The organism is Xanthomarina gelatinilytica, assembly GCF_000348685.1.
Lineage (GTDB): Bacteria > Bacteroidota > Bacteroidia > Flavobacteriales > Flavobacteriaceae > Xanthomarina > Xanthomarina gelatinilytica.
Genome location: NZ_ANLA01000004.1, coordinates 310186 through 336641 on the forward strand (window position 1 = coordinate 310186; position 26456 = coordinate 336641).

Consider the following 26456-nt stretch of genomic DNA (forward strand, 5'->3'; position numbering starts at 1 on the left):
GATATTTTCCTTTAATCCTGTACTATAACCTCTTTGGGGTCTTCCTTTTTATATTCTGGTTGAATGGTAACATGATTGATGTTAAACTGGTCATGCAACACTCTTTCTATTTCCAATAACAGCTCGTTGAAATCTCGAGTGCTAATGTTTTCCTCCAAATCTAAATGAGCTTCCAAGTGCAATTCATCATCACTTAAATTCCATATGTGAACATGATGCAATTTTTTTACTTTTGGCAATTGGTTGACCACACGTACCACTTCTTTGATATTTATGTGATCTGGTGTAAAAAGCATCAACATCTTGGTGGATGTTTTAAGCAAATCGTATCCTACGTAAATTAAATATAAAGCAATTAAAAAGGTCAATAAACTATCCACCCAAAATATCTGGTAAAATTTCATGAGCAGTCCGCCAATTAACACAGCCACACTTGCCAACATATCTGTTAATAAGTGTAAATATGCCGAACGTATGTTGATATTGCTTTTGGATTCCTTTTTAAGCAGCAACACACTAAAACCATTTGCAAAAATAGCTATCAAAGCGAGCCAAATAACCAAATTGGATGCAATTTCCTGAGGTTCATGAAATCGTTTTACAGCTTCTATAATTAATAAAACAGCCACTACAACCAAAGTTGCAGCATTTACGAATGCTGCTAAAATTTCGGCTCGTTTATAACCAAAGGTCCTATTTATGGATGCTTTTTGTTTTGAGAGTTTAGAAGCAGCAAAACTTACTATTAATGATATGACATCGCTAAAATTATGAAGGGCATCACTTAACAAAGCCAAACTACCAGATGCAAGTCCTCCAATAATTTGAGCTGCAGTAATAAGCACATTAAGAAAGATGGAAATTAACAGGTTTCTATCTTTTACATCTTTATAACTGTGTGTATGATGCGTATGGCTCATTTAGCAGGAAACGGGAATTTTATCAACACGGTTTTTATGCCTACCACCTTCAAAAGCAGTGTCCAAAAACGTATCAACCATTTCAATGGCTTGTGGTAAAGCAGTATAACGAGCAGGTATACTCAAAATATTGGCATTATTGTGTTGTCTGGCAAGTGCCACAATTTCTTTGTTCCAACATAAAGCAGAACGTACACCTTGGTGTTTATTGGCTGTCATATTGGCGCCATTGCCACTACCACAAATAATAATGCCAAAATGGGCTTTGTTGCTTTCTACATCTTGTGCCACAGGATGTACAAAATCTGGATAATCCACACTATCGTTAGAGTCTGTACCATAATTTGTTACTGTAAACCCTTTGGCTTCCAAATGCTTTAAAATAGCAAATTTATACTCTGTTCCAGCGTGATCGTTGCCTATTGAAATTTTCATTTTTAAGTTGTGTTTTTATTTCTGTAAAGGTACAAAATGTAGTTTTATGACTTATTAATTTTATTAGCTTTAGTAAAGCAGCTTTTATTAATGTTAATAGTTAGGCTAAACAAATCTCATAACCTGTTAATAACTGTTTATAATTATTTAAAACTAAAACATGGTTTATTCAAGAATTTTTTCAAACAAAAAAAGGGTTGACATCACCAAAATATAAGTCTATAATTTTTGGACAAGTTTTCAGCAATCATTTGTAGGTTATAAACACAAATTTTTAAGAAATTTATGAGCCATTCCACCTAAAAAACACTTATTAACAACCCTTGTATTTTGTTAATAGAAAATAAAATACAACTAAAAATGAAGCTCTTAAATATTAACTAATTGTTAATTATATTTTAATAGAACGTCAATAAGGTAATTTCAAAACAAAACTTAAAAAAGTTATACCTGTTATTAACAACCCATCATAATCATTAATATTTTTTTAAAATTTTAAAAGAAAAAGATGATTGTATATATATATGTGGATAACAATAATTATTTAATTTAACATCTTGTAAATATTCATTTAATATTAAAACCGTAGTTTTGTAATAAATTTATAACCAGTACTTCACTTTTATTAGGTTATAAAACAACAGATTCCTATCTTTAATAGGAATAGAAAATGATTACAATTAATACATGACAAAAAAGAAAAAAAGGAAATCGTCTCATAACAAGATTTCCAACCTTACAAATACCATTCTAAGTATTTTAAAAAAAGATAGAAACCAATCCTTTAACTATAAACAAATTGCTGCTAAAATTGGTGTTAACGATGCCAGTAGCAGAAATCAAATTATAAAAAAACTTCAACAATTAAAAGCGAAACAAGAAATTGAAGAAGTAGAAAGAGGAAAATTTAAAGCCATTGTAAATACCGAATATCATACTGGAATTGTAGATATGGCTTCCAGAGGTTCCGGTTACATTGTTAGCGACGATTTTGACGAAGATATATACATAGCTTCAAACAATATGAACAAAGCGCTTCATGGAGATGAGGTGGAATTTTATGCCTACAAACGTAGAAAACGCGGTAAGATTGAAGGAGAAATTACCAACATTATAAAACGCGCCAAAAGCGAATATGTTGGTGTGATTCAAATACATAAAAATTATGCGTTTGTGGTTACAGATGGCAATAAAATGTACACGGATATTTTTGTCCCCATTAATAAAATCAATAAAGCAGAAGATGGAGACAAAGTGCTTGTTTCCTTGGAAGATTGGCCGGAAAAAGCCGATTCTCCCAACGGAAAAGTACTTAAGGTTTTAGGAAAACCTGGAGAACACAATACAGAGATACATGCTATTTTAGCCGAATATGGTTTGCCTTACGATTTTCCACATGAAGTTGAAGACTATGCAAACAAATTAGATACGTCCATTACCAAAGAAGAAATTGCCAAACGTCGCGACATGCGAGATGTCTTGACTTTTACAATAGACCCAAAAGATGCCAAGGATTTTGACGATGCCTTATCTTTTAGGATTTTGGACAATGGTTTGTTTGAAATAGGAATCCACATTGCAGATGTCTCGCATTATGTACAACCAGATACTGTTTTGGACGATGAAGCTTACGAAAGAGCAACCTCTGTTTATTTAGTGGACAGAGTGGTACCAATGTTACCAGAAGTACTATCCAACAATGCCTGTTCTTTAAGACCTCATGAAGAAAAATATACCTTTTCTGCAGTCTTTCAAATGAATGATAAAGCCGAAGTTAAAAACCAATGGTTTGGAAGAACCGTTACCTATAGTGATGCACGATTTGCTTATGAAGAAGCTCAAGCCATTATAGAAAATAATTCAAATGTCATACTTAACCCTGTTGAAGCATCTCATTTGAATAACACAATACCAGCCGAAGTTTCATTAACCAGTAAAGAATACCAAACAACACCAGAAATTGCATTCGCTACTTTAAAATTAAATGAACTAGCAAAAATTATGCGTAGAAAGCGCATGAAATCTGGAGCTATTTCTTTTGATAAAGTAGAAGTAAAATTCAATTTAGATGAACAAGCAAATCCTGTAGGAGTGTTTTTTAAAACCAGTAAAGATGCCAATAAATTAATTGAAGAATTTATGTTATTGGCCAATAGGAAAGTGGCTGAATTTATAGGCAAACAATCTCCTAAAAAAACCTTTGTGTACAGAGTTCACGACGAACCAGACGATAGTAAATTGGCTGCCCTGCAAAATGTGGTTGGCCGTTTCGGTTACAAACTTAATTTTAAAGATAGAAAAAGCATTTCTGCATCATTAAACAATTTATTGAAAGATGTTGAAGGTAAAAAAGAACAAAATTTGGTAGATACTTTAACCATTAGAAGTATGAGTAAAGCCGAATATTCAACCCATAATATAGGACATTACGGATTGGCTTTCGATTATTACAGCCATTTTACATCACCTATTCGTCGTTATCCAGATGTTATGGCACATAGGCTGTTGCAGCATTATTTGGATGGTGGAAAATCGGCCAACGAAGCCGTTTACGAAGATAAGTGTAACCATTCCAGTAACATGGAAAATTTAGCAACAAAAGCCGAAAGGGATTCCATAAAATACATGCAAATTAAATTCATGCAAGATCATAAAGATGAAGATTTTGTTGGAGTGATTTCAGGAGTTACAGATTGGGGCATATATGTGGAAATAATTGCCAACAAATGCGAAGGTATGGTTAGTGTTCGCGATATGAAAGACGATCATTATATGTTTGATGAAGACCATTTTGCACTTATAGGAAAAAATTCAAAAACCATGTACCAATTAGGAGATGAAGTGGTTGTAAAAGTAAAAGATACAGATTTGGTTAAGAAGCATTTGGATTTTACTTTAATAGGTAAACATGAGGAATAGTTTTTGATAGCTCCTTGAATAAGGATAATACTTTTTTTAATAGAATTTAGCAAAACATTTATAAAAATATATAGTACAGATGAAACAGTTAATTTTTGCATTTTTTTTAATTGCAACAACAAATATTTACGCACAAATTGAAAAGAATTTGGGCGATTTTAAGGAACTGAAAGTTTATGATAGAATAGAAGTAGAGCTAATAAAATCCGATAGCAATAAAGTGATTATAACAGGAAAAAACACCGAAGACGTGGTTTTGGTTAACAAAAACGGCACTTTAAAAATACGTATGACAGTTCCAAAAGTGTTTAATGGCGATGATACTAGGGTACAATTATACTATACAAATATAGATATTATAGATGCCAATGAAGGTACTTTTATAGGTTCTAACGATGTCATGAAACAATTTGAAATAGATGTGAGGGCTCAAGAAGGAGGCAGTGTAAAATTACAAGTTGAAGATGTCACCTTTGTGGAAGCCAAAGCCATAACAGGTGGTGTTATAAAAATCTCAGGACAAGCAAAAAATCAAAATATAGACCTAACTACAGGAGGATCTTATCTTGGTAAGGATTTAGAAACCGAAAAAGCCAAAATTAACATTAAAGCTGCTGGAGAAGCTCATGTTAGAGCTACCAATGAAGTGGATGTAAAAGTTAGGGCAGGAGGTACAGCATACATTTATGGAAATCCAGAAACCTTAACAGAAAATACTGTTTTTGGTGGAAAAATTATAAGAAAAGAATAAGCTTAAAAGCAAAGCTTCATGTCAATTTATCTGTAATCGCTAAAAAAATTATGTAATTTTGTAGAAAACACCTCGTTTGTATGCAAGATGCTATTCTTACAGCAATTCCTTTTGGTATTATTTTATCGTTCACAATTGGACCTGTATTTTTTGTGCTTTTGGAAACCAGTGCCACAAAAGGGTTTAAAAGTGCTTTAATTTTCGATTTAGGAGTGATACTTGCAGATATTTTCTTCATTATCGTAGCATTTTACAGTACCAGTAAGCTTTTGGATAAAATAAAAGACGATCCAAATTTTTTGATTTTTGGTGGTGTTCTATTGGCTATTTATGGTTTTATTTCGTTTATAAAAACCTCTAAATCTTTTCGTGAAATTGTTAGGGAATACCATACAGTAGAAATAAAAAAGAAATTTGGAATGCTTTTTATTAAAGGGTTTCTTCTCAATTTTATTAATGTAGGTGTGCTTTTAGGTTGGTTGGGTTTTATTGTTATAGGCAGTTCCTTAACCGAAAACACTCAAGAACTATATGTGTTTTTAGGAACCATTTTAGCTGTTTATTTTTTAGTGGATTTATTGAAGATGATAGCTGCCAAAACACTTAAAAGTAAATTAACACCAAGACGTATTTTTAAAACCAAGAAAATAGTGGCTTTGGTGATATTGGGTTTTGGACTTTTATTGTTGGTTCAAGGATTTTTTCCAAAAGAAAAAGCACTCATTAAAGATAAGTTGGAACAAATTAATCCTATTAATTAAAATAAAGTCCAGCTTAAGTAAAAAAGCTTTCTAGGAATCATTAACAAAATATTTGAAAATTGCTTTTGGATGTAATTTTTTAAACAAATAATTAACCTTATGGATACTCCATAGATACTCCATAGATACTCCATGGATAGTGCATGGAAGCCAGCGTTTTTTCTTACAAATTTAAACCAGATTAGAAATAGAAACCCGCCAATAACCAAACTTAAACAGTAAAAAAAGGATGTCTTAAAAGAGCAGCTGCTATACATACCTATTCACAACAATTGTTCAGAATAAAGAATTGCTATAGAGGGGTTTGGATTTAATGAATGTTTCTTAAAAATTGTATATAAAAAACCTTCAAGCTAAACTTGGAGGCTTTAGAGGTGTCGAGTGCATTAGAACCGCATAATCTTACTATAAATTTTCATAAAATTTAAACAAAAAAAAGAGCTACTTATAAAGTAACTCTTTATTGAGGTGTCGAGCGGATTCGAACCGCTGTAGATGGTGTTGCAGACCACTGCCTAGCCACTCGGCCACGACACCTTAAATTCCTGTAGAAACAGGCTTCCCATATTAAATTACGAGATGGCAAATATAAAAATATTTCCCCTTTTTAGCTATTTAGAATCTAATTTTTACGTTTTTCTGTCATTTTTATGGTAACCATTTCAACATCACCTCCAATAGGAGGATTTAGTTTACTTACACAAATGGTCGCTTTATCCACCAGTTTGTCTTCTTTGAATATCCTGTTTAATATACGTTTTGCTACTGTTTCCAATAGTTTAGATGGTTTTAACATCTCTTCCTTAACAATTTTGTTTAAAAATACATAATCAACAGTATCACTTAAATCATCTGTTTTTGCAGAGGCTTGTAAGTCGGCTTTCACTTTTAAATCCACACGATAATCGCATCCAATTTTAGTTTCTTCTTTTAAACAGCCATGATGTGCAAAAACCCTAATGTTCTCAACTTTTATAATTCCCAAAACAAATTCTTTTCAACAAAAATAATACACTATTATTTAATAACTTTGCTTTTTATTTTTAAATATGTCTGAAGAAACAAAATCACTCAATTTTATTGAGCATATCATAGAAGAAGATTTAGCAAACGGCTTAAAACAAGAAGCCTTACGTTTCCGTTTTCCACCAGAACCCAATGGATATTTACATATTGGTCATACCAAAGCCATAGGAATCAGTTTCGGTTTGGGCGAAAAATACAATGCTCCCGTTAATTTACGTTTTGATGATACCAATCCAGCAAAAGAAGAACAGGAATATGTAGATGCCATTAAAGAAGACATCTCATGGTTGGGCTACAAATGGGCCAACGAGCTATATTCATCAGATTATTTTCAACAGCTTTACGATTGGGCAGTTTTATTGATTAAAGAAGGCAAAGCATATGTAGATTCCCAATCCAGCGAAGCCATGGCTGAGCAAAAAGGCACACCTACACAACCTGGAGTGGATGGCCCTTACAGAAACCGTTCGGTTGAAGAAAACCTCGATTTGTTTGAACGCATGAAACATGGCGAATTTGCAGAAGGTTCACATGTACTTCGTGCAAAAATAGACATGCAGCATCCCAACATGTTGATGCGTGATCCCATTATGTATCGCATTTTAAAGAAAGCCCATCATAGAACTGGAACAGATTGGTGCATTTATCCTATGTACGACTGGACTCATGGTGAAAGCGATTATATTGAACAAATATCACATTCGCTTTGCTCGCTTGAATTTAAACCTCATAGAGAGCTTTACGACTGGTTCAAGGAACAAGTCTATAAATATCAACCAGAAGCGCTTCCTATGCTTCCTAAACAACGGGAATTTGCACGTTTAAACTTAAGTTATACCATTATGAGCAAACGCAAGTTGCTTAAATTGGTGGAAGAAGGTATTGTTTCTGGTTGGGACGATCCTAGAATGCCTACCATTTCTGGACTTCGTCGTCGTGGTTATACACCAAACGCCATTAGGAAATTTGTGGAAACCGTTGGCGTTGCCAAACGTGATAATGTGATTGATGTGGCCTTATTGGAGTTTTGTATACGTGAAGATTTAAATAAAACAGCTCCAAGGGTTATGGCTGTCTTGGATCCCGTAAAAGTGGTCATAACCAATTATCCTGAAGATAAAGTGGAATGGTTGGAAGCCGAAAACAATCAAGAAGATGATAGTGCTGGCTACAGAAAAGTTCCTTTTTCCCGTGAAATTTACATTGAAAAAGACGATTTTAAGGAAGAAGCAGGCAGTAAATATTTTAGGTTGACTTTAGGAAAAGAAGTGCGATTAAAAAATGCCTATATCATTAAAGGTGAAAGCGTAATAAAAGATGATAAAGGACATATTACCGAAATTCATTGTACGTATTCCGAAGATACTTCAAAGAAAGTAAAAGGCACCTTGCATTGGGTTTCCATACCTCACGCCATACAAGCTGAAGTTAGGGAATACGATAGATTGTTTTTGGACGAAGCTCCAGATGCCCATCCAGACAAGGATTTCATGGAATTTTTAAACCCAAATTCATTAAACATAGTCCAAGCTTATGTAGAGCCAAGTTTAAAGGATGCCAAAGTAGGAGATAGGTTCCAGTTTCAACGTATAGGTTATTTTAATGTGGATCCAGACACCACTTCAGGAAAGCTTGTTTTCAATAAGACGGTTGGTTTAAAAGATTCTTGGGCCAAACAACAACCATCAGGTCAAAAGAATCAAAAACAGCAACAAACCAAACAAAACCAATCCCAACGTAAAGCTATTGATGTGATCCAGCAATTGGGAAAAAAATATACCAACCTTCCAGAAGCCAAACAACAAAAGGTAAAAGCTGAAATTTTAGAATTAGCTAAAAATGTAAGCTATGAAGAATTGGAACCACTTTTCAACACAGCAGCAAAAAAGGTTGGAACACGAATTGCCGTTATGTTGGTTTTAAGTGTTTTAATTGAAAACGGATTAGAGAGAAATGCAACTATTAATGAATTTATTGAAAAAGCGTTAGAAGACAACAACGAGCTTCTAGTTGCAGAAGCCAAAGCAATTTAATAAATAGAGTAAAAAACAAATTTAAGCCTTGAACCCTAATATTCAAGGCTTTTTAGTTTTTATATTCTATTTCATATTATATTTTAACTAGTACTTATGTACTCAAAACAAAATTGGAAAGAAAGACATCCTTTTAAATCTTAACCTCGTTTATATCAGAGTTTTTTATTTTGAAAGCATGATAATTTTCACTATCTTTTAATTTCCTTTAAGCTAGGTTTTAATATGAAAACTGTGAAAGATTTAATTTCGGAAATATCAGAGTTATTGCTTTTTATTAAAAAGGAGTATCCAGTTAGTTACAAATTATTGGACGAAGACCCTATAACCATTCCCAATCTGGAACACCCTCATGTGTCTACCGAAGATTTGGAAAAATACCTTGAAATTTTAAAAGACTTGATAGCCAAGAAACAAATAAAAAAATAAAAACCTCCAATGTTTTAAAATTGGAGGTTTTTTCTAAACAATTATAAGCCTTTTATTCTTCCTTTTTCTTGTTGGTATTTTTCATGGCTTCACCAATTTGGTTACTAGCCGTAAAACTGGCAACCATATCATTTAGCATGTTACTGCCTGCTTGAGGTGAATTTGGCAGTAAAATCAAATTGGTATTTGTTTCCCCACCAATGGCCTGTAAGGTATCGTAATGTTGTGTTACAACAATCAATGCTGAAGCTTCCTGACTGTTAATGCCTACTTTGTTTAAAACCTCTACAGATTCCTCCAAACCTCTGGCAATTTCCCTACGTTGGTCTGCTATACCTTGGCCTTGTAATCGCTTGCTTTCAGCTTCTGCTTTGGCTTTTTCCACAATTAAAATCCTAGCAGCATCACCTTCAAATTGAGCAGCAATTTTTTCACGTTCAGAAGCATTAATGCGGTTCATTGCTTGTTTTACTTGTGGATCTGGATCAATATCTGTTACCAAGGTTTTAATAATATCAAAACCATAATCCAACATGGCATCGTTCAATTCTGCTTTAACGGCAAGGGCAATATCATCTTTTTTAACAAATACATCGTCCAATTTCATTTTAGGGACTTCTGCTCGAACCACATCAAATACATAACTGGTTATTTGTTCGTGAGGATAATCCAGCTTATAAAAAGCATCATACACCTTGTCTTTAATTACCATGTACTGGACAGATACTTTTAACCTTACAAACACGTCATCCAGGGTTTTGGTTTCAATAATAACATCCAATTGCTGGATTTTTAAACTCAACCTTCCGGCTATTCTATCTACAAGTGGAATTTTAATTTGTAAACCAGAATGGCGAATGCTTTGAAACTTTCCAAAGCGTTCAATAATAACAGCTGTTTGTTGTTTTACTATAAAAAAAAGTGAAATGACAATAAACAGACATAAGATGATAATAGGAATGGATAAAATGGACATAATAGGATTTTTTTAGATTGTAAAATAAATGACTACTAATTTAAGTTATATTTGTCACAATCACACTAGAAGCATCATGCAAAAAAGACAACTTATTGTATTAGTAGCCATCTGTATGGGATTTGTTACAATGTCCTTTGGACAACACACAAGATATAAAATCAAAAACGGGTTTGGCATTTATGGAGGAATTACGCAGTACGATATTATAACAGATAATTTTAACACCAAAAAAGGCAATGGTTGGCAAGCAGGAGCTTCGGCAACGGTTGATATTCCTCATAAATGGTACAATGTAAGCTACACCATTCAACTATCTGAAAACCATATTGGCATAGCTGCAAGACCACTTCCAATTAGTTTAAGTGAAGAGTTTGTTGATTATAAAATATTTACGGCTCAAATTGCTTTATTGATGCATGTAAAGTTGATTGATAGTTTTTTGACCATCGATGTAGGTCCTATGATTCAATATAATGGCGACATGGAAATGGACGATAAAAAATATGAGAATTATATTATAAACAACTACAATAATTTATTGGCCAAAGATTTGAACGACATTAGTAATTTCAATATTGATGGAGCCATTGGAGCATCGGCTGGATTTGGTTTTTTTAGACTGAAAGCTCAATATATCTACGGTTTTACCAATATGTTGAACAAGTTAAACGATAGCGATTTGGATTTAACCGGAAACGATAAAAAAATTAAAGGAAACCAATCCATGTTTGCTTTTACTGCAATGATTACGTTTTAATAAATAAAAATATTAAAAAAAAAAAAGCGACCTTTTGGTCGCTTTTTTTTTTTATGATAAGGTGTTGATTAAATTGTCTATTCGTCTTATACTTTCATCTTTCCCAATTAAATACATAATATCAAAAACCTCTGGACCTTGTAAAGCGCCAACCAATGCCAAACGTAAAGGCATCATCACTTTACCAAAACCAATTTCTTTTGAAGTAATCCAACCTTTAATCTCTGTTTGAAGGTTTTCAACCGTAAAATCTTCAATGGAAGATATTATTGAAAGAAGCTTTTTCATTAACTCTGGCGACTCTTCTTTCCATGCTTTTTTAACGGCTTTCTCATCTAAATCTGTAGGTGTTTCAAAGAAATAATGTCCTAAATCCCAAAAATCGGTTACAAAAGTGGCTCGCTCCTTAATTAAATGGATAACCATGGAAATGTAGTTTATATCAATGTCTTTCAATGCGTCGGGAAAAAGCATTTGAAATTGTTCTGCAAGCACATTGTTGTCTTGTTCTTGCATATAATGGTGGTTAAACCATTTTATTTTATCTGGATCAAAACGTGCACCAGCTTTGTTTACACGACTTAAATCGAAGGCTTGAACCAATTCTTGCAAACTAAAAATTTCCTGTTCGGATCCTGGGTTCCAACCTAAAAAGGCCAAAAAGTTAACCACAGCTTCAGGAAAATAACCATCCTCTCTATAACCACGGGATATTTCGTCTGTTTGGTGGTCTTTATAAGCTAATGGAAATACCGGAAACCCTAATTTATCGCCATCACGTTTGCTTAACTTTCCTTTTCCTGTAGGCTTTAAAATTAGTGGTAAATGCGCAAATTCTGGTGCTTCCCAACCAAAGGCTTTATAAAGTTGAAAATGCAATGCCAAGGAAGGCAACCATTCTTCACCACGAATCACATGTGTGATTTCCATTAAATGGTCGTCTACAATATTTGCCAAATGATAGGTTGGCATGCCATCACTTTTAAACAACACTTTATCGTCTAAAATATTAGTGTCAATAGTGATATTTCCACGTATGATATCTGTTAAATGCAAGGTTTCATCTTGAGGCGATTTAAACCTAATAACATAGTCTTCTCCAGCATCCAACTTTGCTTGGGTTTCTTCTGCAGAAAGGGATAACGAGTTGCATAATTTCAAACGGTTATGCCAATTGTAGATAAAGGTTTTTCCTTTTTCTTCATGGTCTTTTCTATGGAAATCCAGAGTTTCAGCTGTATCAAACGCATAATAGGCATTGCCTGTGGCAATCAATTTATCAGCATATTCTTTATATAAATGCTTGCGTTCGCTTTGTCTGTAAGGACCAAATTTTTCATTTTTCCCTGGTCCTTCATCATAAGGAATATGACACCAATTTAAGGATTCCACAATATAATTTTCGGCACCTTCAACATATCTGTTTTGATCGGTATCTTCAATTCTAAGGATAAAAGTTCCGTTGTGTTTTTTAGCAAAAAGATAGTTGAAAAGTGCTGTTCTAACACCTCCAATATGTAAAGGTCCTGTAGGACTTGGTGCAAAGCGCACTCTAACTTGTTTAGACATCTTGTTTTGTTTGAAGTTGCAAAGATAGATTTTTGAAGTTTTAAGTTCAAAGTTTAAAGTTTAAAGTTTCTCAAAAGGCAAACCAGAACTGAAAACAAGTCAAGAAATCATTTCGCGAGGCACGCGTTTGTTCATAATCTTAAACCACAAAGGAGGAAAGAGCGACAAAACCATAGATGTTGGGTAACCATAAGGCATTTGAGGGCTATCCTCATAACTATTGAGTATTTGGTATTTCTTGGACGATTTGTAATGATGATCGCTATGTCTGGTAAGTTCATACAGAACAATGCGCCCAATGGCATGATTGGAATTCCAGGAATGAATTTCACGAACACGCTCATAGCGTCCAGAAGGCAATTTTAAACGCAGCAAACCATAATGTTCAATATAATTTACGGTTTCCAACATGATAAACCCAACTATTCCTGAAGCGATAGCAAACAAAAGACCTATGGTTCCAAAAAACACAAGGACCAATACAAGATAACAGAGTTGAAATACCAAAAACCAAAACATATCATTTTTAACCGAAAAGAAAGTATTTTTATTGTTTTTCAAAAGTGTGTTTTGAATTTTCCATGAATTGATATATTGTCTAAAGGTAGATGTAAACCAAAAAGAATAAACCGTTTGATTGTATCTTGCAGTTGCAGGATCTTCAGGAGTTGCGGCATGTAAATGATGTCCAAAGTTATGTTCAATGTAAAAGTGCATGTAAAAGGATGGCAATAACAAAGCCTTCCCTAAAAAACGTTCGTTGGAGCTTTGTCTGTGTCCAAGTTCATGAGCCACATTAATGCCATTTACTGCTAAAACAATACCTATAGAAAAAACCAGACCAATGACTTCAAACAATTCCAAGGAATTGGTGGAAACCCTTGTTAAAGCATACAAAACCAAGCCATAAACCACAAGAACGTTTAAATATAACAACCAATCAAAAAGTCTGTTTTTAAGTTTGTTTGTCACTTCTTCTGAACTTAAATTCGATGGATCCATAGGGCATAACAAGTCTAAGGCTGGTAACAAAACAAACGCATAAAAAGGTGTTAAAAACACAAAAAACCCCTTGAAATAAATACCCAAAAAGGCCATAACAGGCATGGACAGAGCTGCCAAATACTTTAAATCCTTCATAAATATCAAGTTGCAATTATTAAAACAAGCAAATCTTACTAAAATTAACTAAGTTTTACCAAATCTAAACATTTCAGAGTAAAAATATTATTGTAGTTTTATTGGTTAAGAAAACAGCGACTTAAATTCATGACAAAATTTAAAGACATACAATTAAAATTGGAGGCGTTTATTAAGCGATTTTATTACAACGAATTGCTTAAAGGAACCATTCTTTTTTTCGCTTTGGGTTTTTTATATTTTTTGTTCACACTTTTTGTGGAATACGTTCTTTGGTTAAACCCAACAGCGCGAACAGCATTGTTTTGGGTTTTTGTGGTTGTTGAACTGGCTTTGTTTGTGAAATTTATTGCCATACCATTGGCAAAACTGTTTAAACTTCAAAAAGGCATAAATTACAAAGATGCTTCAAAAATTATTGGAAACCATTTTCCAGAGGTTAACGATAAGCTTTTAAATGTACTTCAATTAAAAGAAACATCAGTAGAATCTGAACTGTTATTGGCGAGCATCGACCAAAAATCTGCCGAGTTGCAACCCATTCCTTTTAAATTGGCAATTAACTTTAAATCCAATTTAAAATATTTAAAATTTGCTGCCATTCCCGTTGTCATCCTGTTGTTAACTTATGCTACAGGACACATAAATTGGTTCAGTGATAGCTATAAACGTGTTGTTAATTATAAAACGGCTTATGAGCCACCAGCACCTTTTCAATTTTTTATACTGAATGAGTCCTTAACCACCAACGAAAATACAGATTTTAGGTTAAGGGTATCCACAGCAGGAGAGGTGGTTCCTGAGAATGTAAACATTAAATTCAATAACGAATCTTATGTCTTGCAACAGATAAATCCTGGACAATTTGAGTATGTTTTTTCCAAACCTAAACAAGAGGTTTCATTTCAACTTACAGCAAATAATGTTATATCCAAAGCTTATGTTTTAAAGGTAGTGGAAGTGCCTAGCCTGTTACATTTTGAAATGCACCTGGATTACCCTTCATATACCAAAAAAACAGATGAGGTTATAAAAAGCACTGGAAATGCCATTGTTCCACAAGGAACTAAGATTACCTGGAAATTGGCAACCAAAGCAACGGATTTGGTGCAATTGATTTCTAATGATACGGTTCAATTAACTGAAACAGCTTCCAATAAATTTGAAGCCACAAAACAAGTATCCAACCCTTTGGATTATAGCTTAACAACCAGTAATTCGCAACTAAAGAACTACGAAACCTTATCTTATAGCATTGATGTTGTTTCTGATGAACACCCAGAACTCCATATTAAAATGGCTGTTGATAGTTTAGACCAACAGTCGCTTTATTTCCACGGACAAGCAAGTGACGATTATGGATTGACCAAACTGCAAATGGTTTATTATCCTATTGATAATGAGACAGATGTAAAATTTGAACCTATTCCGGTTACCAAGTCCAATGTGGCAGATTTTATAAGTGCTTTTCCCAACCAATTGGAATTAAAAGAAGGTGTTAGTTATCATTTGTATTTTCAAGTATTTGACAATGATGTGCTTCATAATTATAAAAGTACCAAGAGTGCAGTGTACTCCTATAGAAAATTAACCAAGGAAGAGGAGGAGAACAAGCAATTGGAACAACAAAGTGAAACCATACAAAGTTTGGATAAATCCCTTGAGAAATTTGAAGAACGACAAAAAGAATTGGAATCCTTTTCAAAAACCCAAAAAGAAAAAGCAGAGTTGAACTTTAACGACAAGCGTCAGTTGGAAAACTTCTTGAAACGTCAAAAACAACAAGAAGAAATGATGCAGAATTTCAACAAACAGCTTAAAGAAAACCTGGAAGAGTTTCAAAAGGATAAAGAAACAGAAGATCCTTTTAAAGAAGATTTAAAAGAACGTTTAAAAGAGAACGAAGAGCAGCTTAAAAAAGACGAAAAACTTCTTGAAGAACTGGAAAAGCTCCAAGAAAAAATCAATAAAGAAGAGCTATCAGAAAAGCTCGAACAACTTGCAAAACAAAATAAAAACAAAAAGCGTAGTTTGGAACAGCTATTGGAATTGACCAAGAAATATTATGTGTCCAAAAAACTGGAAAAACTTCAAAAAGAACTTGAGGATTTATCCGAAAAACAACTGGATCTTTCTAAAGAAGACAAAGAAAACAACACCAAAGAAAAACAAGACGAGTTAAATAAGGAATTTGAAGATTTTCAAAAAGAGATGGAACAACTTCAAAAGGAAAACGAAAGTTTAATAGACCCTTTAAAACTTCCTCAGGATAAAAAACAAGAAGAAGACATTAAGAAAGATCAGGAAGCAGCTACAGATGAATTGGGTAAAAAAGAAGAAAACCAAGAACAAAATAAAGAGCAGGATGCCCAGCAAAACCAAAAAAATGCTTCTCAAAAACAAAAACAAGCTGGACAGAAAATGAAAAGTCTAAGCCAAAAAATGCAAGCTGGTATGCAGATGATGGGAGGCGCAGAACAAATGCAAGAGGATATAGACATGCTACGTCAAATCTTGGACAACCTTATTTTGTTTTCTTTGGATCAAGAGGCGTTAATGAATCAATTTAAGGTCATAGAAGTAAACCACAACAAATACGCAACCTATTTAAAAAAACAATACACCTTAAAAGAACATTTTTCCCATATAGACGATAGCTTGTTTGCTTTATCCTTAAGACAACCAAAATTATCGGAATTTGTTAATAAGGAAATTTCCGAAGTCTTTTATAACATAGACAAATCCTTGGATCAATTTTCAGAAAACAATATTTATCAAGGTGTGTCCAATCAGCAATACACCATAACAGCCGCTAACAATCTTGCAGACTTTTTAAGTAATGTTATGGATTCCATGCAAATGCAGGCCAGTGGTCAAGGTTCTGGCGGACAAGGAAAACCAGAACAAGGTTTACCTGATATTATTATGAGCCAAGACGAACTCAATAAGCAAATGCAAGAAGGCATGAAGAAAAGCCAAAATGGCAAGCCTAAAGATGAAGGCGAAGGAAAAGAAGGGAATGAAGGAGAGCAAGGTGATAAGGAAGGAGAAGAAGGAAAAGACAGCAAACCTGGGCAAGATGGCAAACAACAAGGGGAAGGAGAAGGCTCCATGTCTGAAGAATTAAATGGCGAATTGTATAGAATCTATCAGCAGCAGCAGCAAATCAGACAAGCCTTGGAGGATAAGTTAGCTAAAGAAGGCCTCAATCCATCAGGCAATCATTTATTAAAACAAATGGAGCAAGTTGAAATGGATTTACTCAATAAAGGTTTTACCCAACGAACCTTGGAAAAAATGATGAATTTACAACATCAATTGTTAAAAATGGATAATGCAACCTTTCAACAAGGACAAGATACCAAACGTAAATCTGAAACAAACACCAACGATTTTGACAACAACAGTAACAATCAAATCCCTAAAGCCAAAGAATATTTTAACACGAATGAAATTTTAAACAGACAAAGTTTACCTTTGCAACCAGTTTACAACAATAAAGTGAAAGACTATTTTAAGCAAGATAATGATTAGTTACAATTCAGAGAACACTTTTAAACTAGATAACGAACACCAAATCTCTTCATGGATTGAAGAGGTTATTACCGAAGAAAATTTTAAGTTGGGAGAGATTAATTACATCTTTTGCAACGACGATTATTTACATAAATTAAATGTGGAATTTCTGCAGCATGATACTTTAACAGACATTATTAGTTTCGATTACACAGTAGGAAAATTAATACAAGGCGATATTTACGTGTCTACAGAAAGAGTAGCAGACAATGCACAGGATTTTCAAGTGTCCTTTCAGGAAGAGTTACTTCGTGTCATGGTTCATGGCGTTTTGCATTATTGTGGCTATAAAGATAAAACAGATGCAGAAGCACATACTATGCGCGAAAAGGAAAATCATTATCTTCAAAAATTTGCTAATATGCAGTAAATCAGCGTATATTTGCAAATTATTTTACCATTAAAAGCCGTTATTGGTAAATATGTAATTTAATTGTTCCACGTGGAACAATATTTTTCAAAAAGAATTTTTTAAATAGAATAGAACAATTTATGTTTAATACAGTATATGACGTTATAGTAGTAGGAGGAGGACATGCAGGTAGTGAAGCAGCAGCAGCAGCAGCCAACATGGGTAGTAAAACCTTGCTTATTACCATGAATTTACAAAACATTGCCCAAATGTCTTGTAATCCTGCCATGGGAGGAATTGCTAAAGGTCAAATTGTAAGGGAAATAGATGCGTTGGGCGGTTATAGTGGTATTGTTAGCGATACTTCGGCTATTCAATTTAAAATGCTTAACAAGTCTAAAGGGCCTGCCATGTGGAGTCCTCGTGTGCAAAGCGACAGAATGCGTTTTGCTGAAGACTGGCGGTTGATGTTGGAAAAAACAGCTAATCTGGATTTCTATCAAGAAATGGTTTCTGGACTGGTTGTTAAAAACAACAAAGTGGTTGGTGTAAAAACATCCCTTGGTATTGAAATATCTTGTAAATCTGTTGTGCTTACCAATGGTACTTTTTTAAATGGATTAATTCATATTGGAGATAAAAATTTTGGAGGAGGTCGTGCAGGAGAAAAAGCAGCCACTGGAATCACGGAACAACTGGTAAGTTTTGGTTTCGATTCTGGAAGAATGAAAACAGGAACACCACCAAGGGTAGATGGAAGATCCCTGGATTATTCCAAAATGATTGAGCAACCTGGTGACGAACATCCTGAAAAATTCTCTTATTTGGATGTCACAAAACCACTTACCAAACAGCGTTCTTGTTATATGAGTTATACAAGTCCTGAAGTTCATGATTTGCTTCGAGAAGGGTTTGATAGATCACCTATGTTCAACGGAAGAATTAAAAGTTTAGGACCTAGATATTGTCCTTCTATCGAAGATAAAATTAACCGTTTTGCAGATAAGGATAGACATCAGTTATTTATTGAGCCGGAAGGATGGCACACGGTTGAAATGTATATCAACGGTTTTTCAACGTCCTTGCCAGAAGATGTTCAATTTAAAGCTCTACGCTCAGTTGCTGGTTTTGAAAACGTGAAATTTTTCCGTCCTGGATATGCCATAGAATACGATTATTTCCCACCAACACAATTACAACATACTTTGGAAACAAAGTTAATTGAGGGTTTGTATTTTGCTGGACAAATAAATGGAACCACAGGTTACGAAGAAGCTGCTTCGCAAGGATTGATAGCAGGCATCAATGCAGCATTGAAAATACAAGAAAGAGAGCCATTTATTTTAAGTAGAAGTGAAGCATATATAGGTGTTTTAATTGACGATTTGATTACAAAAGGTACAGAAGAACCATACAGAATGTTTACATCCCGTGCAGAGTATAGAACCTTATTACGACAAGACAATGCCGATTTTAGATTGACTCCTAAATCTTTTGAATTGGGCTTGGCTTCTGAAAAACGCATGAAACGCATGGAGGAAAAGCAAAAAAAATCAGATGCTTTTGTGCAGTTTTTTGCTGATACCAGCGTGAAGCACGAAGAAATAAATCCTATTTTGGAACAAAAGGATTCTTCCTTGATGAAACAATCGGACAAGATGTTCAAGATTTTTTCAAGACCTAATATTACCATAGATGATATGCGACAGGTGGAAGCTGTAGAAACATATATTCAAGAACATGATTTGGACAATGAAATCATTGAGCAAGCAGAAATTCAAATCAAATACTCGGGTTATATTGAAAAGGAAAAAAACAATGCTGATAAATTGAATAGGCTTGAAAATATAAAAATCCCTAAAAATTTCGATTACTCCAAGTTAAAATCCATGAGTATGGAGGCTAGGGAAAAGTTAAACAAAATTCAACCAGTGACCATTTCCCAAGCTTCTAGAATTAGTGGTGTATCCCCTAGTGATGTTTCAGTGCTTTTGGTTTACATGGGAAGATAAAAAACGATCAATACAATATGTTCCACGTGGAACATATTGTATTTTTAATTAAATAAAGTCAGTCAAAACTTTTAATGAAGGATAAAAAAGTGTATTTGCAAGTTAAAGACCATTCTGTTTCAGGGCAAGATTTTCAACTTATAGAAAATACAACCTATGGGTTTCTAGAAACCCATCCTCAACCAAAAGTAGAGCAACTTCCAGAATATTATAACACCGAAGATTATATTTCCCATACAGATTCAAAAAGAAATCTGTTTGAAAAAGTATATCATACGGTTCGTGCTTTCTCTTTAAAAAGAAAAGTAAAATTAATCGAATCTTTTTTTCAAGCAGAGAAACCACATGAATCTTCAAACGAAAAAAAATTATTGGACATAGGTTGTGGTACAGGTGATTTTTTGCAAATGGCACAAAAACATCATTGGGAAGTTTTTGGTATAGAACCTAACGAACAAGCAAGAACAATTGCCAACTCCAAAACAAATCAACGTGTTTTCAATACAGAAAAACTAGAGAGCTTTAAAACGCACAGTTTTGATGTCATTACTCTTTGGCATGTGTTGGAACATTTGCCCAATCTTGAAAAGCAGGTAAGCATTTTAAAATCTTTACTGAAACCTCATGGGACTTTAATAATTGCTGTTCCTAATTACAAAAGTTACGATGCTAGCTATTATAAAAATTTTTGGGCAGCTTTTGATGTGCCTAGACATCTGTGGCATTTTTGTAAAACATCCATTTCAGAATTATTTTCATCTCAAAACATGACAGTGGTAAAAGTGCTGCCTTTAATTTTCGATTCGTATTATGTAAGCATGCTTTCAGAAAAATATAAAAAAGGTTCATTGAACATTTTTAATGCGTTTCGTATAGGTTGGCTGTCAAATATTAAAGCTAAGCGCTCAGGTGAGTATTCCTCGCTCATTTATGTCATAAAAAACAAGTAATTTTCAATTTAAGCGCTTTATTTGAAAGATTTCCAATTAAAATAAGCAATATGTGCCGAAAATTATAAAAACGGCTTAAATCGTTTCCTATGAATTCATTTTTAATCAATATTGTTTATGGTGTTTATGGTATGCTATAAATTATCCCTATCCATTAAATTGTTGGTCTTTTTTTAAAAGGATAACTTTTACTTTTCTACATTTGCGACGAATTAAAAAAAAAACTAAAAAATGAAAAACATATTTTTAATTGCTTTGGCAATGGTAACATTAGCTTCTTGCGAACCATCACTAAAAACCGGATTTATCGATAATAGTGAAGTGGTTAATAACTATCAAGAAAAAATTGATATAGAAGCCAAGTTTAAAGCCAAAGTGGAAGCATTTCAAAAAAGAACAGACAGTACAGGAAGGGCTTTTCAATTGGAAGCACAAGCGTTTCAACAAAAAGCTCAAAAAATGCCTGATGCCCAAGCACAACAGGAATACCAAGTGTTAAGTCAGAAACAACAAATGCTTCAACAACGTATTCAAGCAGAAGAGCAACAAATTTCCCAAGAAAGTCAAGCCGAAATAGATTCGCTTATCTCCAAAGTAAGGAATTTTGTTAAGGATTACGGAAAGAAAAATGGTTACACTTATATTTTTGGAAGTAACGAAGGTGGAAGTGTGATGTATGGAGCAGAAGCAAACGATTTGACCAAAGTTATTTTAGATGCTTTAAATGCTGATTACAAAAAGGACTAAGGTCTTATAACCAGATTGATTAGCGCCAAACGTTTGTTTGGCGTTTTTTGTTCCTCCATAAAATGAAAAGGATTTGGGAATCAAGCTTAGATGCATGTTGCCACTGTCTATGAGTTCGCCATCTGCTTCAATATAAGGATTTCCGTTATCCAAAACAGTAACGGATACCGAACTACTTTTATACGTTTCTACCTTATTGTGCTTGGTAATGTTACCATTGAAGAGCTTGGACATATTTTTTATTATATCCCATTTCCCAATGTTTTTCACGAGACTGATATCAAACAAACCATCAAACGGATTTGGTGATTTGGTGAGCTGCATTCCACCTCCGGAATATTTACAAAGCCCAACCAAAACCATGAAGGTTTTTGTTTCAATAACTTTGGAATTCACCATGATCCTAGATTGAAAATTTTTAAATAAAAACAAACCAAGCAAAGCTCCAGCTACATAAGCCAAAGCGCCAAAATGTTTGTACTTATGTACCTTGCTTATTACTAGACCATCAAAGCCAATTCCAGCCAAATTGATAAAATAAATGGGTTTCTTGGAGGAATTCAAAAACTCTATTTTACCAACATCCTGTTGTTTGGGATGTCCATTTTTAATAAGTAGTATGGCTCTTTCTAAATTCTTGGGAATGTTATGGGTCTTTACCCAATCGTTTCCTGTGCCAATAGGCACAACTCCAACATGGATTTGATTGGGAACCACGTGTTTTTGGCTCATGATTCCATTTACAATATGATGCAACGTACCATCACCACCAACACAAATAAAACGCCTAAAACCTTGATATATAGCATTTTGAGTAAGTTCTATGCCATGATTTGGATATTCTGTAAAAACGTGTTCAAAATGAAATTCATACATTTTAAGTAGCTCTAGAATGTCTGGCCATTTTTTCTTGCATGAGCCATTTCCAGAGGTTGGATTAACAATAACAAACCAAGTTTTGGAGCTTGGCATATCAATCGGCTTTTTTATGAAGTAACCTGGTTAATTTTATGGAAAGATCTGTGAGTATAATTTTGGAATTTCCGTTCCTTTCAATATGGTAAATGGCATCTTGAAGTTCATTGGTAATGTCCAAAATATTATTTCCATGAACAAAAGGTGCAAATTTCCGTAGATCAAAATTTTCAGTTTTGGTTTCTAAATAAACCAAACTATCTGCTTGATAATTTAATAAAAGTGCTTGTCTAAAAAAGACAATACAAAATTGTAAAAATTGCTTTTGAGTTTCACGACCAGTTTTTGAAATATCTTCGCTCCATGAAATCAAATCGTGAATGGCACTTTTGTTTCCTTTAGCTTTAAAAGCACTTCTAATCCAAAATATAAACCACGATTCAAAAGGAGTGTCTTCGCTATCATGATAAACCAAGTCACAAGCTTTGTTGTAATTTCCATTGGCTTGATGTGCTATTTTTGTAGCAACTGTTAGATCCAGATTGTAATTTCTAACAAGGGCATCTTTAATAACCTCTTCGGCTAGAGGGGGAAAATGCAGCACTTGGCACCTGGAAAGGATGGTGTTTATAATTTGTTCCTCATCTTCGGCAACAAGTATAAAAACGGTTTTATTAGGTGGTTCTTCAATAAGTTTCAAAAGTTTGTTGGCAGCAGATGTATTCATTTTTTCTGCCATCCATATCAGCATCACTTTATAGCCACCTTCATAGGCTTTCAAGGATAAGGATTTTACAATTTCGGTTGCTTCATCCACACCAATTTGACCTTGTTTGTTATCCACACCTAATTTCTTATACCAATCAAACAAGTTACCATAAGGTTGTTCGGACAAAAGCTCACGCCATTCTTCCAAAAACATATTGGAAACAGGATGTTTTTTAACCTTATCGTTGGTAGCTACAGGAAAGGCGAAATGTAAATCAGGATGAGAAAAATGTTCAAATTTTAAATTACAAGCCTCATTTCCACCAGTATTTTCACCATTGGTATTTTTGCACAGCAAATATTGGGCATAAGCAATTGCCATAGGCAAAGTACCAGATCCCTCTGGTCCAACAAATAGTTGTGCATGAGGTACACGACCGTTTTCGGCACTTTGCGTAAGGTGATTTTTTATATGTTCCTGACCAAGTATGTCACTAAAAAGCATAAGGCAAAGATAACAGATTTCATCTCTTTTTATTGAAATGAAAAAATTATATTTGTGTCTCAAAATCAAATCTTATGAAAACTCTCAACGACTTCCATTTCGAAAACAAAAAAGCCCTCATCCGTGTGGATTTTAACGTGCCTTTAAACGATGACTTTAAAGTTACAGATAGCACTAGGATTCAATCTGCAAAACCAACCATTATAAAAATTTTGGAAGATGGAGGAAGTTGTATCTTGATGTCGCATCTGGGAAGACCCAAAGGTGTTGAAGAAAAGTTTTCCTTAAAACACATTGTGGACACAGTGGAAGATATATTAGGCGTTGAAGTTAAATTTGCTTCCAATTGTGTGGGAGAAGAAGCCACAAATGCTTCCAAAAACCTAGAATCTGGACAAATACTGTTGTTGGAAAATTTGCGTTTTCATAAAGAAGAAGAAGCTGGAGATGAATCTTTTGCTAAAGAGCTTGCCAGTTTAGGAGATATTTATGTTAACGATGCTTTTGGCACAGCACATAGAGCGCATGCCTCAACAACCATTATTGCACAGTTTTTTCCAGAAAAAAAATGCTTTGGATATCTGATGGAACAGGAGATAAAAAGCATTGATAAAGTCATGAAAACCGGTGAAAAGCCTGTATGCGCTGTTCTTGGAGGAGCTAAAGTCTCTTCCAAAATTACAATTATCGATAATATTTTAGATAAAATAGATCATTTGATCATAGGTGGAGGCATGACTTTTACCTTTATAAAAGCACAAGGAGGTAAAGTTGGAAATTCGCTTGTGGAAGACGATAAAATGACACTGGCAAACGACATTTTGGAAAAAGCCAGAGCAAAAAACGTACAAGTGCATTTACCTGTAGATGTTATTATTGCAGATGCCTTTAGTAATGATGCTCATACCAATACCTGCGAAATCAACAACATTCCAGAGGGTTGGATGGGACTGGACGTAGGACCACATACAGAGGCTTTGTTTTCTAAAGTTATATCAGAATCCAAGACCATTTTATGGAATGGACCCTTAGGTGTTTTTGAAATGCCAAATTTCGCCAAAGGAACCATAGCTTTAGGCCATGCTATTGCAGATGCCACTAAAAATGGCGCATTTTCTTTAGTAGGTGGAGGCGATTCAGTTGCTGCTGTAAAACAATTTGGTTTTGAAGATAAAGTAAGTTATGTGAGTACTGGAGGTGGAGCCATGCTGGAAAGCCTGGAAGGAAAAACACTGCCAGGAATTGCTGCCATTATGGATTGAATTGGAAAATAACGTATCTTTAATGTTTTTATAACAAGAAATTGGCAATAGCTACGTTTACCTTAGTTAAACAAAGTATCAACATGATTTTAAATAGAGTTTTAAATCTTTTATTCATATTAAGTTTAAGCACTTCTTTCGCTCAAGATTCTTTAGAAATAAAAAAGTTAAACGAAAAACTTTCTAAAGCAGAATTGGAAGAAGGCGAAACCTATGTGGTTGATACAATTATTGATGGGAAGCCATTGTATAAAAAACAAATAGATGCCATTACTAAAATTTCGGAATTGGATTCACTTCAAGACTTGGAAATCGCCTCCGACTTTGATAAAAAATGGCTGGAAGAACTTTACAACAATACACTTTACGATACCATTTACCAAACGGTTTCCGAATTGGAATATAACACCATTGAATACCCAGAATTATCCACAGATACCTTAAAAGCCAGATTGGCCAGATTAAATGCCAGAACACCTTTTAATGTGGAATACAACCCTTCCTTGGAGAGTGTTATAAAAAACTTTTTAAAAAACAGAAAAAGTTACTTTGAGCGTATCATGGGATTGAGTGCTTATTATTTCCCCATGTTTGAACGTGAATTGGATGCATATAACATACCTTTGGAGATGAAGTATTTAGCCATTGTGGAATCTGCTTTAAACCCAAGGGCTAAATCCAGAGTAGGAGCTACAGGATTATGGCAATTTATGTATGCTACTGGAAAGCAATATGGATTAGAGGTTAGCAGTTATGTAGATGAACGTAGCGACCCCATTAAATCCACAACAACTGCAGCAGTTTACTTATCTAAATTGTATGAAATATTTGGCGATTGGGATTTGGCTTTAGCAGCGTATAATTCTGGACCAGGAAACGTATCTAAAGCTATTAGGCGATCTGGAGGATATGAAAACTATTGGAACATACGTCATAACTTGCCAAGGGAAACAGCTGGTTACGTACCTGCATTTTTAGCAACCATGTACATTTTTGAATATGCCAAGGAGCATGGTTTTGTGTCTGAAAAACCTTTGTTTTATGGATTTGAAACAGACACCATTCGTGTGAAACAAATGATCACACTTGACCAAGTTTCTGAAGCTACAAATATCTCCATAGAAGAACTTCAGTTTTTAAATCCTTCTTATAAATTAGATATCATTCCGGTAATAGAAAACAAAAATTATTACTTAAGATTACCAAGAACTTCAATAGGAACCTTTGTTACCAATGAATCCACAATATATGCAGCTGCCAAGGCAGAGCTGGAAGCAAGGGAAAAACCCTTGCCACAGTTTTTTAAAGCAGAATCCAAGGTTACCTATAGGGTTAAAAGTGGTGATAATCTAGGATTTATAGCAAGAAAATACCGAGTAAGGGTGAGCGACATTAAACGTTGGAATGGCCTGAGGAGCAATAACATAAGAATTGGTCAAAGATTAACCATTTACCCTAGAAACCCTGTTGTTTCACAAGAAACAAGTACTTCTAAAACCGACAATAAAACTACAACTTCTGGAGGTCAAAAAATATATACGGTTAAAAGTGGAGACTCCCTTTGGAGTATTTCTCAAAAATTCCCGGGAGTTTCTGTTCAAAATATTCGAGATTGGAACGATATTAGTGGTAACAATTTAAAGCCTGGAATGAAGCTTAAGGTTTCCAAAGGCTAAGTTTTAAATTTTCCATATAATTTTGTTAATCCCT

General features: G+C 34.2%; 21 protein-coding genes and 1 tRNA gene. 13 read left to right on the forward strand and 9 right to left on the reverse strand.

Translation table 11 applies throughout. From position 1 onward, the window contains the following. Window positions 1–11: 11 nt before the first annotated feature. Both D778_RS02010 and rpiB read right to left on the reverse strand, forming a co-directional pair. Complete coding sequence (locus D778_RS02010) at window positions 12–920, reverse strand: cation diffusion facilitator family transporter (RefSeq protein ID WP_007647231.1); 909 nt, start codon at window positions 918–920, stop codon at window positions 12–14. Continuing rightward, window positions 921–1355: a ribose 5-phosphate isomerase B gene (gene rpiB, locus D778_RS02015; protein ID WP_007647233.1), complete on the reverse strand. Its 435-nt coding sequence runs from the start codon at window positions 1353–1355 to the stop codon at window positions 921–923. It abuts the gene before it with no gap. A 687-nt stretch (window positions 1356–2042) separates the two neighbouring features. Here rpiB and rnr point away from each other — a divergent pair. The 3 genes from rnr (at window position 2043) to D778_RS02030 (ending at window position 5786) form a co-directional block, all read left to right on the forward strand. Beyond that, the gene (rnr, locus tag D778_RS02020) at window positions 2043–4274 is read left to right on the forward strand and encodes a ribonuclease R (protein ID WP_007647235.1); all 2232 of its coding nucleotides are present in this window, start codon (window positions 2043–2045) and stop codon (window positions 4272–4274) included. 79 nt (window positions 4275–4353) lie between these two features. Continuing rightward, window positions 4354–5025 (forward strand): head GIN domain-containing protein, encoded by a 672-nt coding sequence (locus D778_RS02025; RefSeq protein ID WP_007647237.1) that lies wholly within the window; start codon window positions 4354–4356, stop codon window positions 5023–5025. An 80-nt stretch (window positions 5026–5105) separates the two neighbouring features. After that, window positions 5106–5786, forward strand: a complete 681-nt coding sequence (locus D778_RS02030) for a LysE family translocator (protein WP_007647238.1) — start codon at window positions 5106–5108, stop codon at window positions 5784–5786. Window positions 5787–6252: 466 nt separating this feature from the next. On the opposite strand, the gene D778_RS02035 is transcribed toward D778_RS02030, so the two are convergent. Both D778_RS02035 and folB read right to left on the reverse strand, forming a co-directional pair. Further along, window positions 6253–6323, reverse strand: a tRNA-Cys gene (locus D778_RS02035). A gap of 85 nt (window positions 6324–6408) precedes the next feature. Next, entirely contained in the window at window positions 6409–6771 is a 363-nt protein-coding gene (gene folB, locus D778_RS02040; RefSeq protein ID WP_007647239.1) for a dihydroneopterin aldolase, read from the reverse strand. Window positions 6772–6835: 64 nt separating this feature from the next. On the opposite strand from folB, the gene D778_RS02045 reads away from it, so the two are divergent. Continuing rightward, window positions 6836–8845, forward strand: a complete 2010-nt coding sequence (locus tag D778_RS02045) for a glutamine--tRNA ligase/YqeY domain fusion protein (protein WP_007647240.1) — start codon at window positions 6836–6838, stop codon at window positions 8843–8845. A gap of 234 nt (window positions 8846–9079) precedes the next feature. Then, on the forward strand, window positions 9080–9274 hold the full coding sequence (locus tag D778_RS02050; RefSeq protein ID WP_162138286.1) for a hypothetical protein: 195 nt from the start codon (window positions 9080–9082) through the stop codon (window positions 9272–9274). A gap of 52 nt (window positions 9275–9326) precedes the next feature. On the opposite strand, the gene D778_RS02055 is transcribed toward D778_RS02050, so the two are convergent. Then, on the reverse strand, window positions 9327–10250 hold the full coding sequence (locus D778_RS02055) for an SPFH domain-containing protein (RefSeq protein ID WP_007647243.1): 924 nt from the start codon (window positions 10248–10250) through the stop codon (window positions 9327–9329). 28 nt (window positions 10251–10278) lie between these two features. Between D778_RS02055 and D778_RS02060 the strand changes: the two genes are divergently transcribed. Further along, a complete protein-coding gene (locus D778_RS02060) occupies window positions 10279–11010 on the forward strand; it encodes a hypothetical protein (RefSeq protein WP_238307547.1) in 732 nt (243 codons plus the stop codon). A 51-nt stretch (window positions 11011–11061) separates the two neighbouring features. Here D778_RS02060 and gltX read toward each other — a convergent pair whose 3' ends face one another. Continuing rightward, complete coding sequence (gltX, locus tag D778_RS02065; RefSeq protein WP_007647246.1) at window positions 11062–12579, reverse strand: glutamate--tRNA ligase; 1518 nt, start codon at window positions 12577–12579, stop codon at window positions 11062–11064. 99 nt (window positions 12580–12678) lie between these two features. After that, the gene (locus tag D778_RS02070; RefSeq protein ID WP_007647248.1) at window positions 12679–13719 is read right to left on the reverse strand and encodes an alkane 1-monooxygenase; all 1041 of its coding nucleotides are present in this window, start codon (window positions 13717–13719) and stop codon (window positions 12679–12681) included. Window positions 13720–13848: 129 nt separating this feature from the next. On the opposite strand from D778_RS02070, the gene D778_RS02075 reads away from it, so the two are divergent. The 5 genes from D778_RS02075 (at window position 13849) to D778_RS02095 (ending at window position 21356) form a co-directional block, all read left to right on the forward strand. After that, a complete protein-coding gene (locus D778_RS02075) occupies window positions 13849–17253 on the forward strand; it encodes a DUF4175 family protein (RefSeq protein WP_007647249.1) in 3405 nt (1134 codons plus the stop codon). Beyond that, window positions 17246–17665: an rRNA maturation RNase YbeY gene (gene ybeY / locus D778_RS02080; RefSeq protein WP_007647250.1), complete on the forward strand. Its 420-nt coding sequence runs from the start codon at window positions 17246–17248 to the stop codon at window positions 17663–17665. The genes D778_RS02075 and ybeY overlap by 8 nt, the downstream gene beginning before the upstream one ends. A 122-nt stretch (window positions 17666–17787) precedes the next feature. Then, complete coding sequence (mnmG, locus tag D778_RS02085) at window positions 17788–19659, forward strand: tRNA uridine-5-carboxymethylaminomethyl(34) synthesis enzyme MnmG (RefSeq protein ID WP_007647251.1); 1872 nt, start codon at window positions 17788–17790, stop codon at window positions 19657–19659. A gap of 74 nt (window positions 19660–19733) precedes the next feature. Continuing rightward, window positions 19734–20609, forward strand: a complete 876-nt coding sequence (locus tag D778_RS02090) for a class I SAM-dependent methyltransferase (RefSeq protein WP_007647253.1) — start codon at window positions 19734–19736, stop codon at window positions 20607–20609. A gap of 231 nt (window positions 20610–20840) precedes the next feature. Beyond that, window positions 20841–21356, forward strand: coding sequence for an OmpH/Skp family outer membrane protein (locus D778_RS02095; protein ID WP_007647255.1), 516 nt, complete (start codon window positions 20841–20843; stop codon window positions 21354–21356). Here D778_RS02095 and D778_RS02100 read toward each other — a convergent pair. After that, the gene (locus D778_RS02100; protein ID WP_007647256.1) at window positions 21330–22328 is read right to left on the reverse strand and encodes a diacylglycerol/lipid kinase family protein; all 999 of its coding nucleotides are present in this window, start codon (window positions 22326–22328) and stop codon (window positions 21330–21332) included. The genes D778_RS02095 and D778_RS02100 overlap by 27 nt on opposite strands. A gap of 1 nt (window position 22329) precedes the next feature. After that, window positions 22330–23484 carry a DNA polymerase III subunit gene (locus D778_RS02105; protein WP_007647257.1) on the reverse strand — a complete coding sequence of 385 codons (1155 nt, stop codon included), beginning with the start codon at window positions 23482–23484 and terminating at the stop codon, window positions 22330–22332. A gap of 74 nt (window positions 23485–23558) precedes the next feature. Between D778_RS02105 and D778_RS02110 the strand changes: the two genes are divergently transcribed. Together D778_RS02110 and D778_RS02115 are read left to right on the forward strand one after the other, a co-directional pair. Next, the gene (locus D778_RS02110; RefSeq protein WP_007647258.1) at window positions 23559–24746 is read left to right on the forward strand and encodes a phosphoglycerate kinase; all 1188 of its coding nucleotides are present in this window, start codon (window positions 23559–23561) and stop codon (window positions 24744–24746) included. A gap of 83 nt (window positions 24747–24829) precedes the next feature. After that, a complete protein-coding gene (locus D778_RS02115; protein ID WP_007647259.1) occupies window positions 24830–26422 on the forward strand; it encodes a LysM peptidoglycan-binding domain-containing protein in 1593 nt (530 codons plus the stop codon). Window positions 26423–26456: the final 34 nt, after the last annotated feature.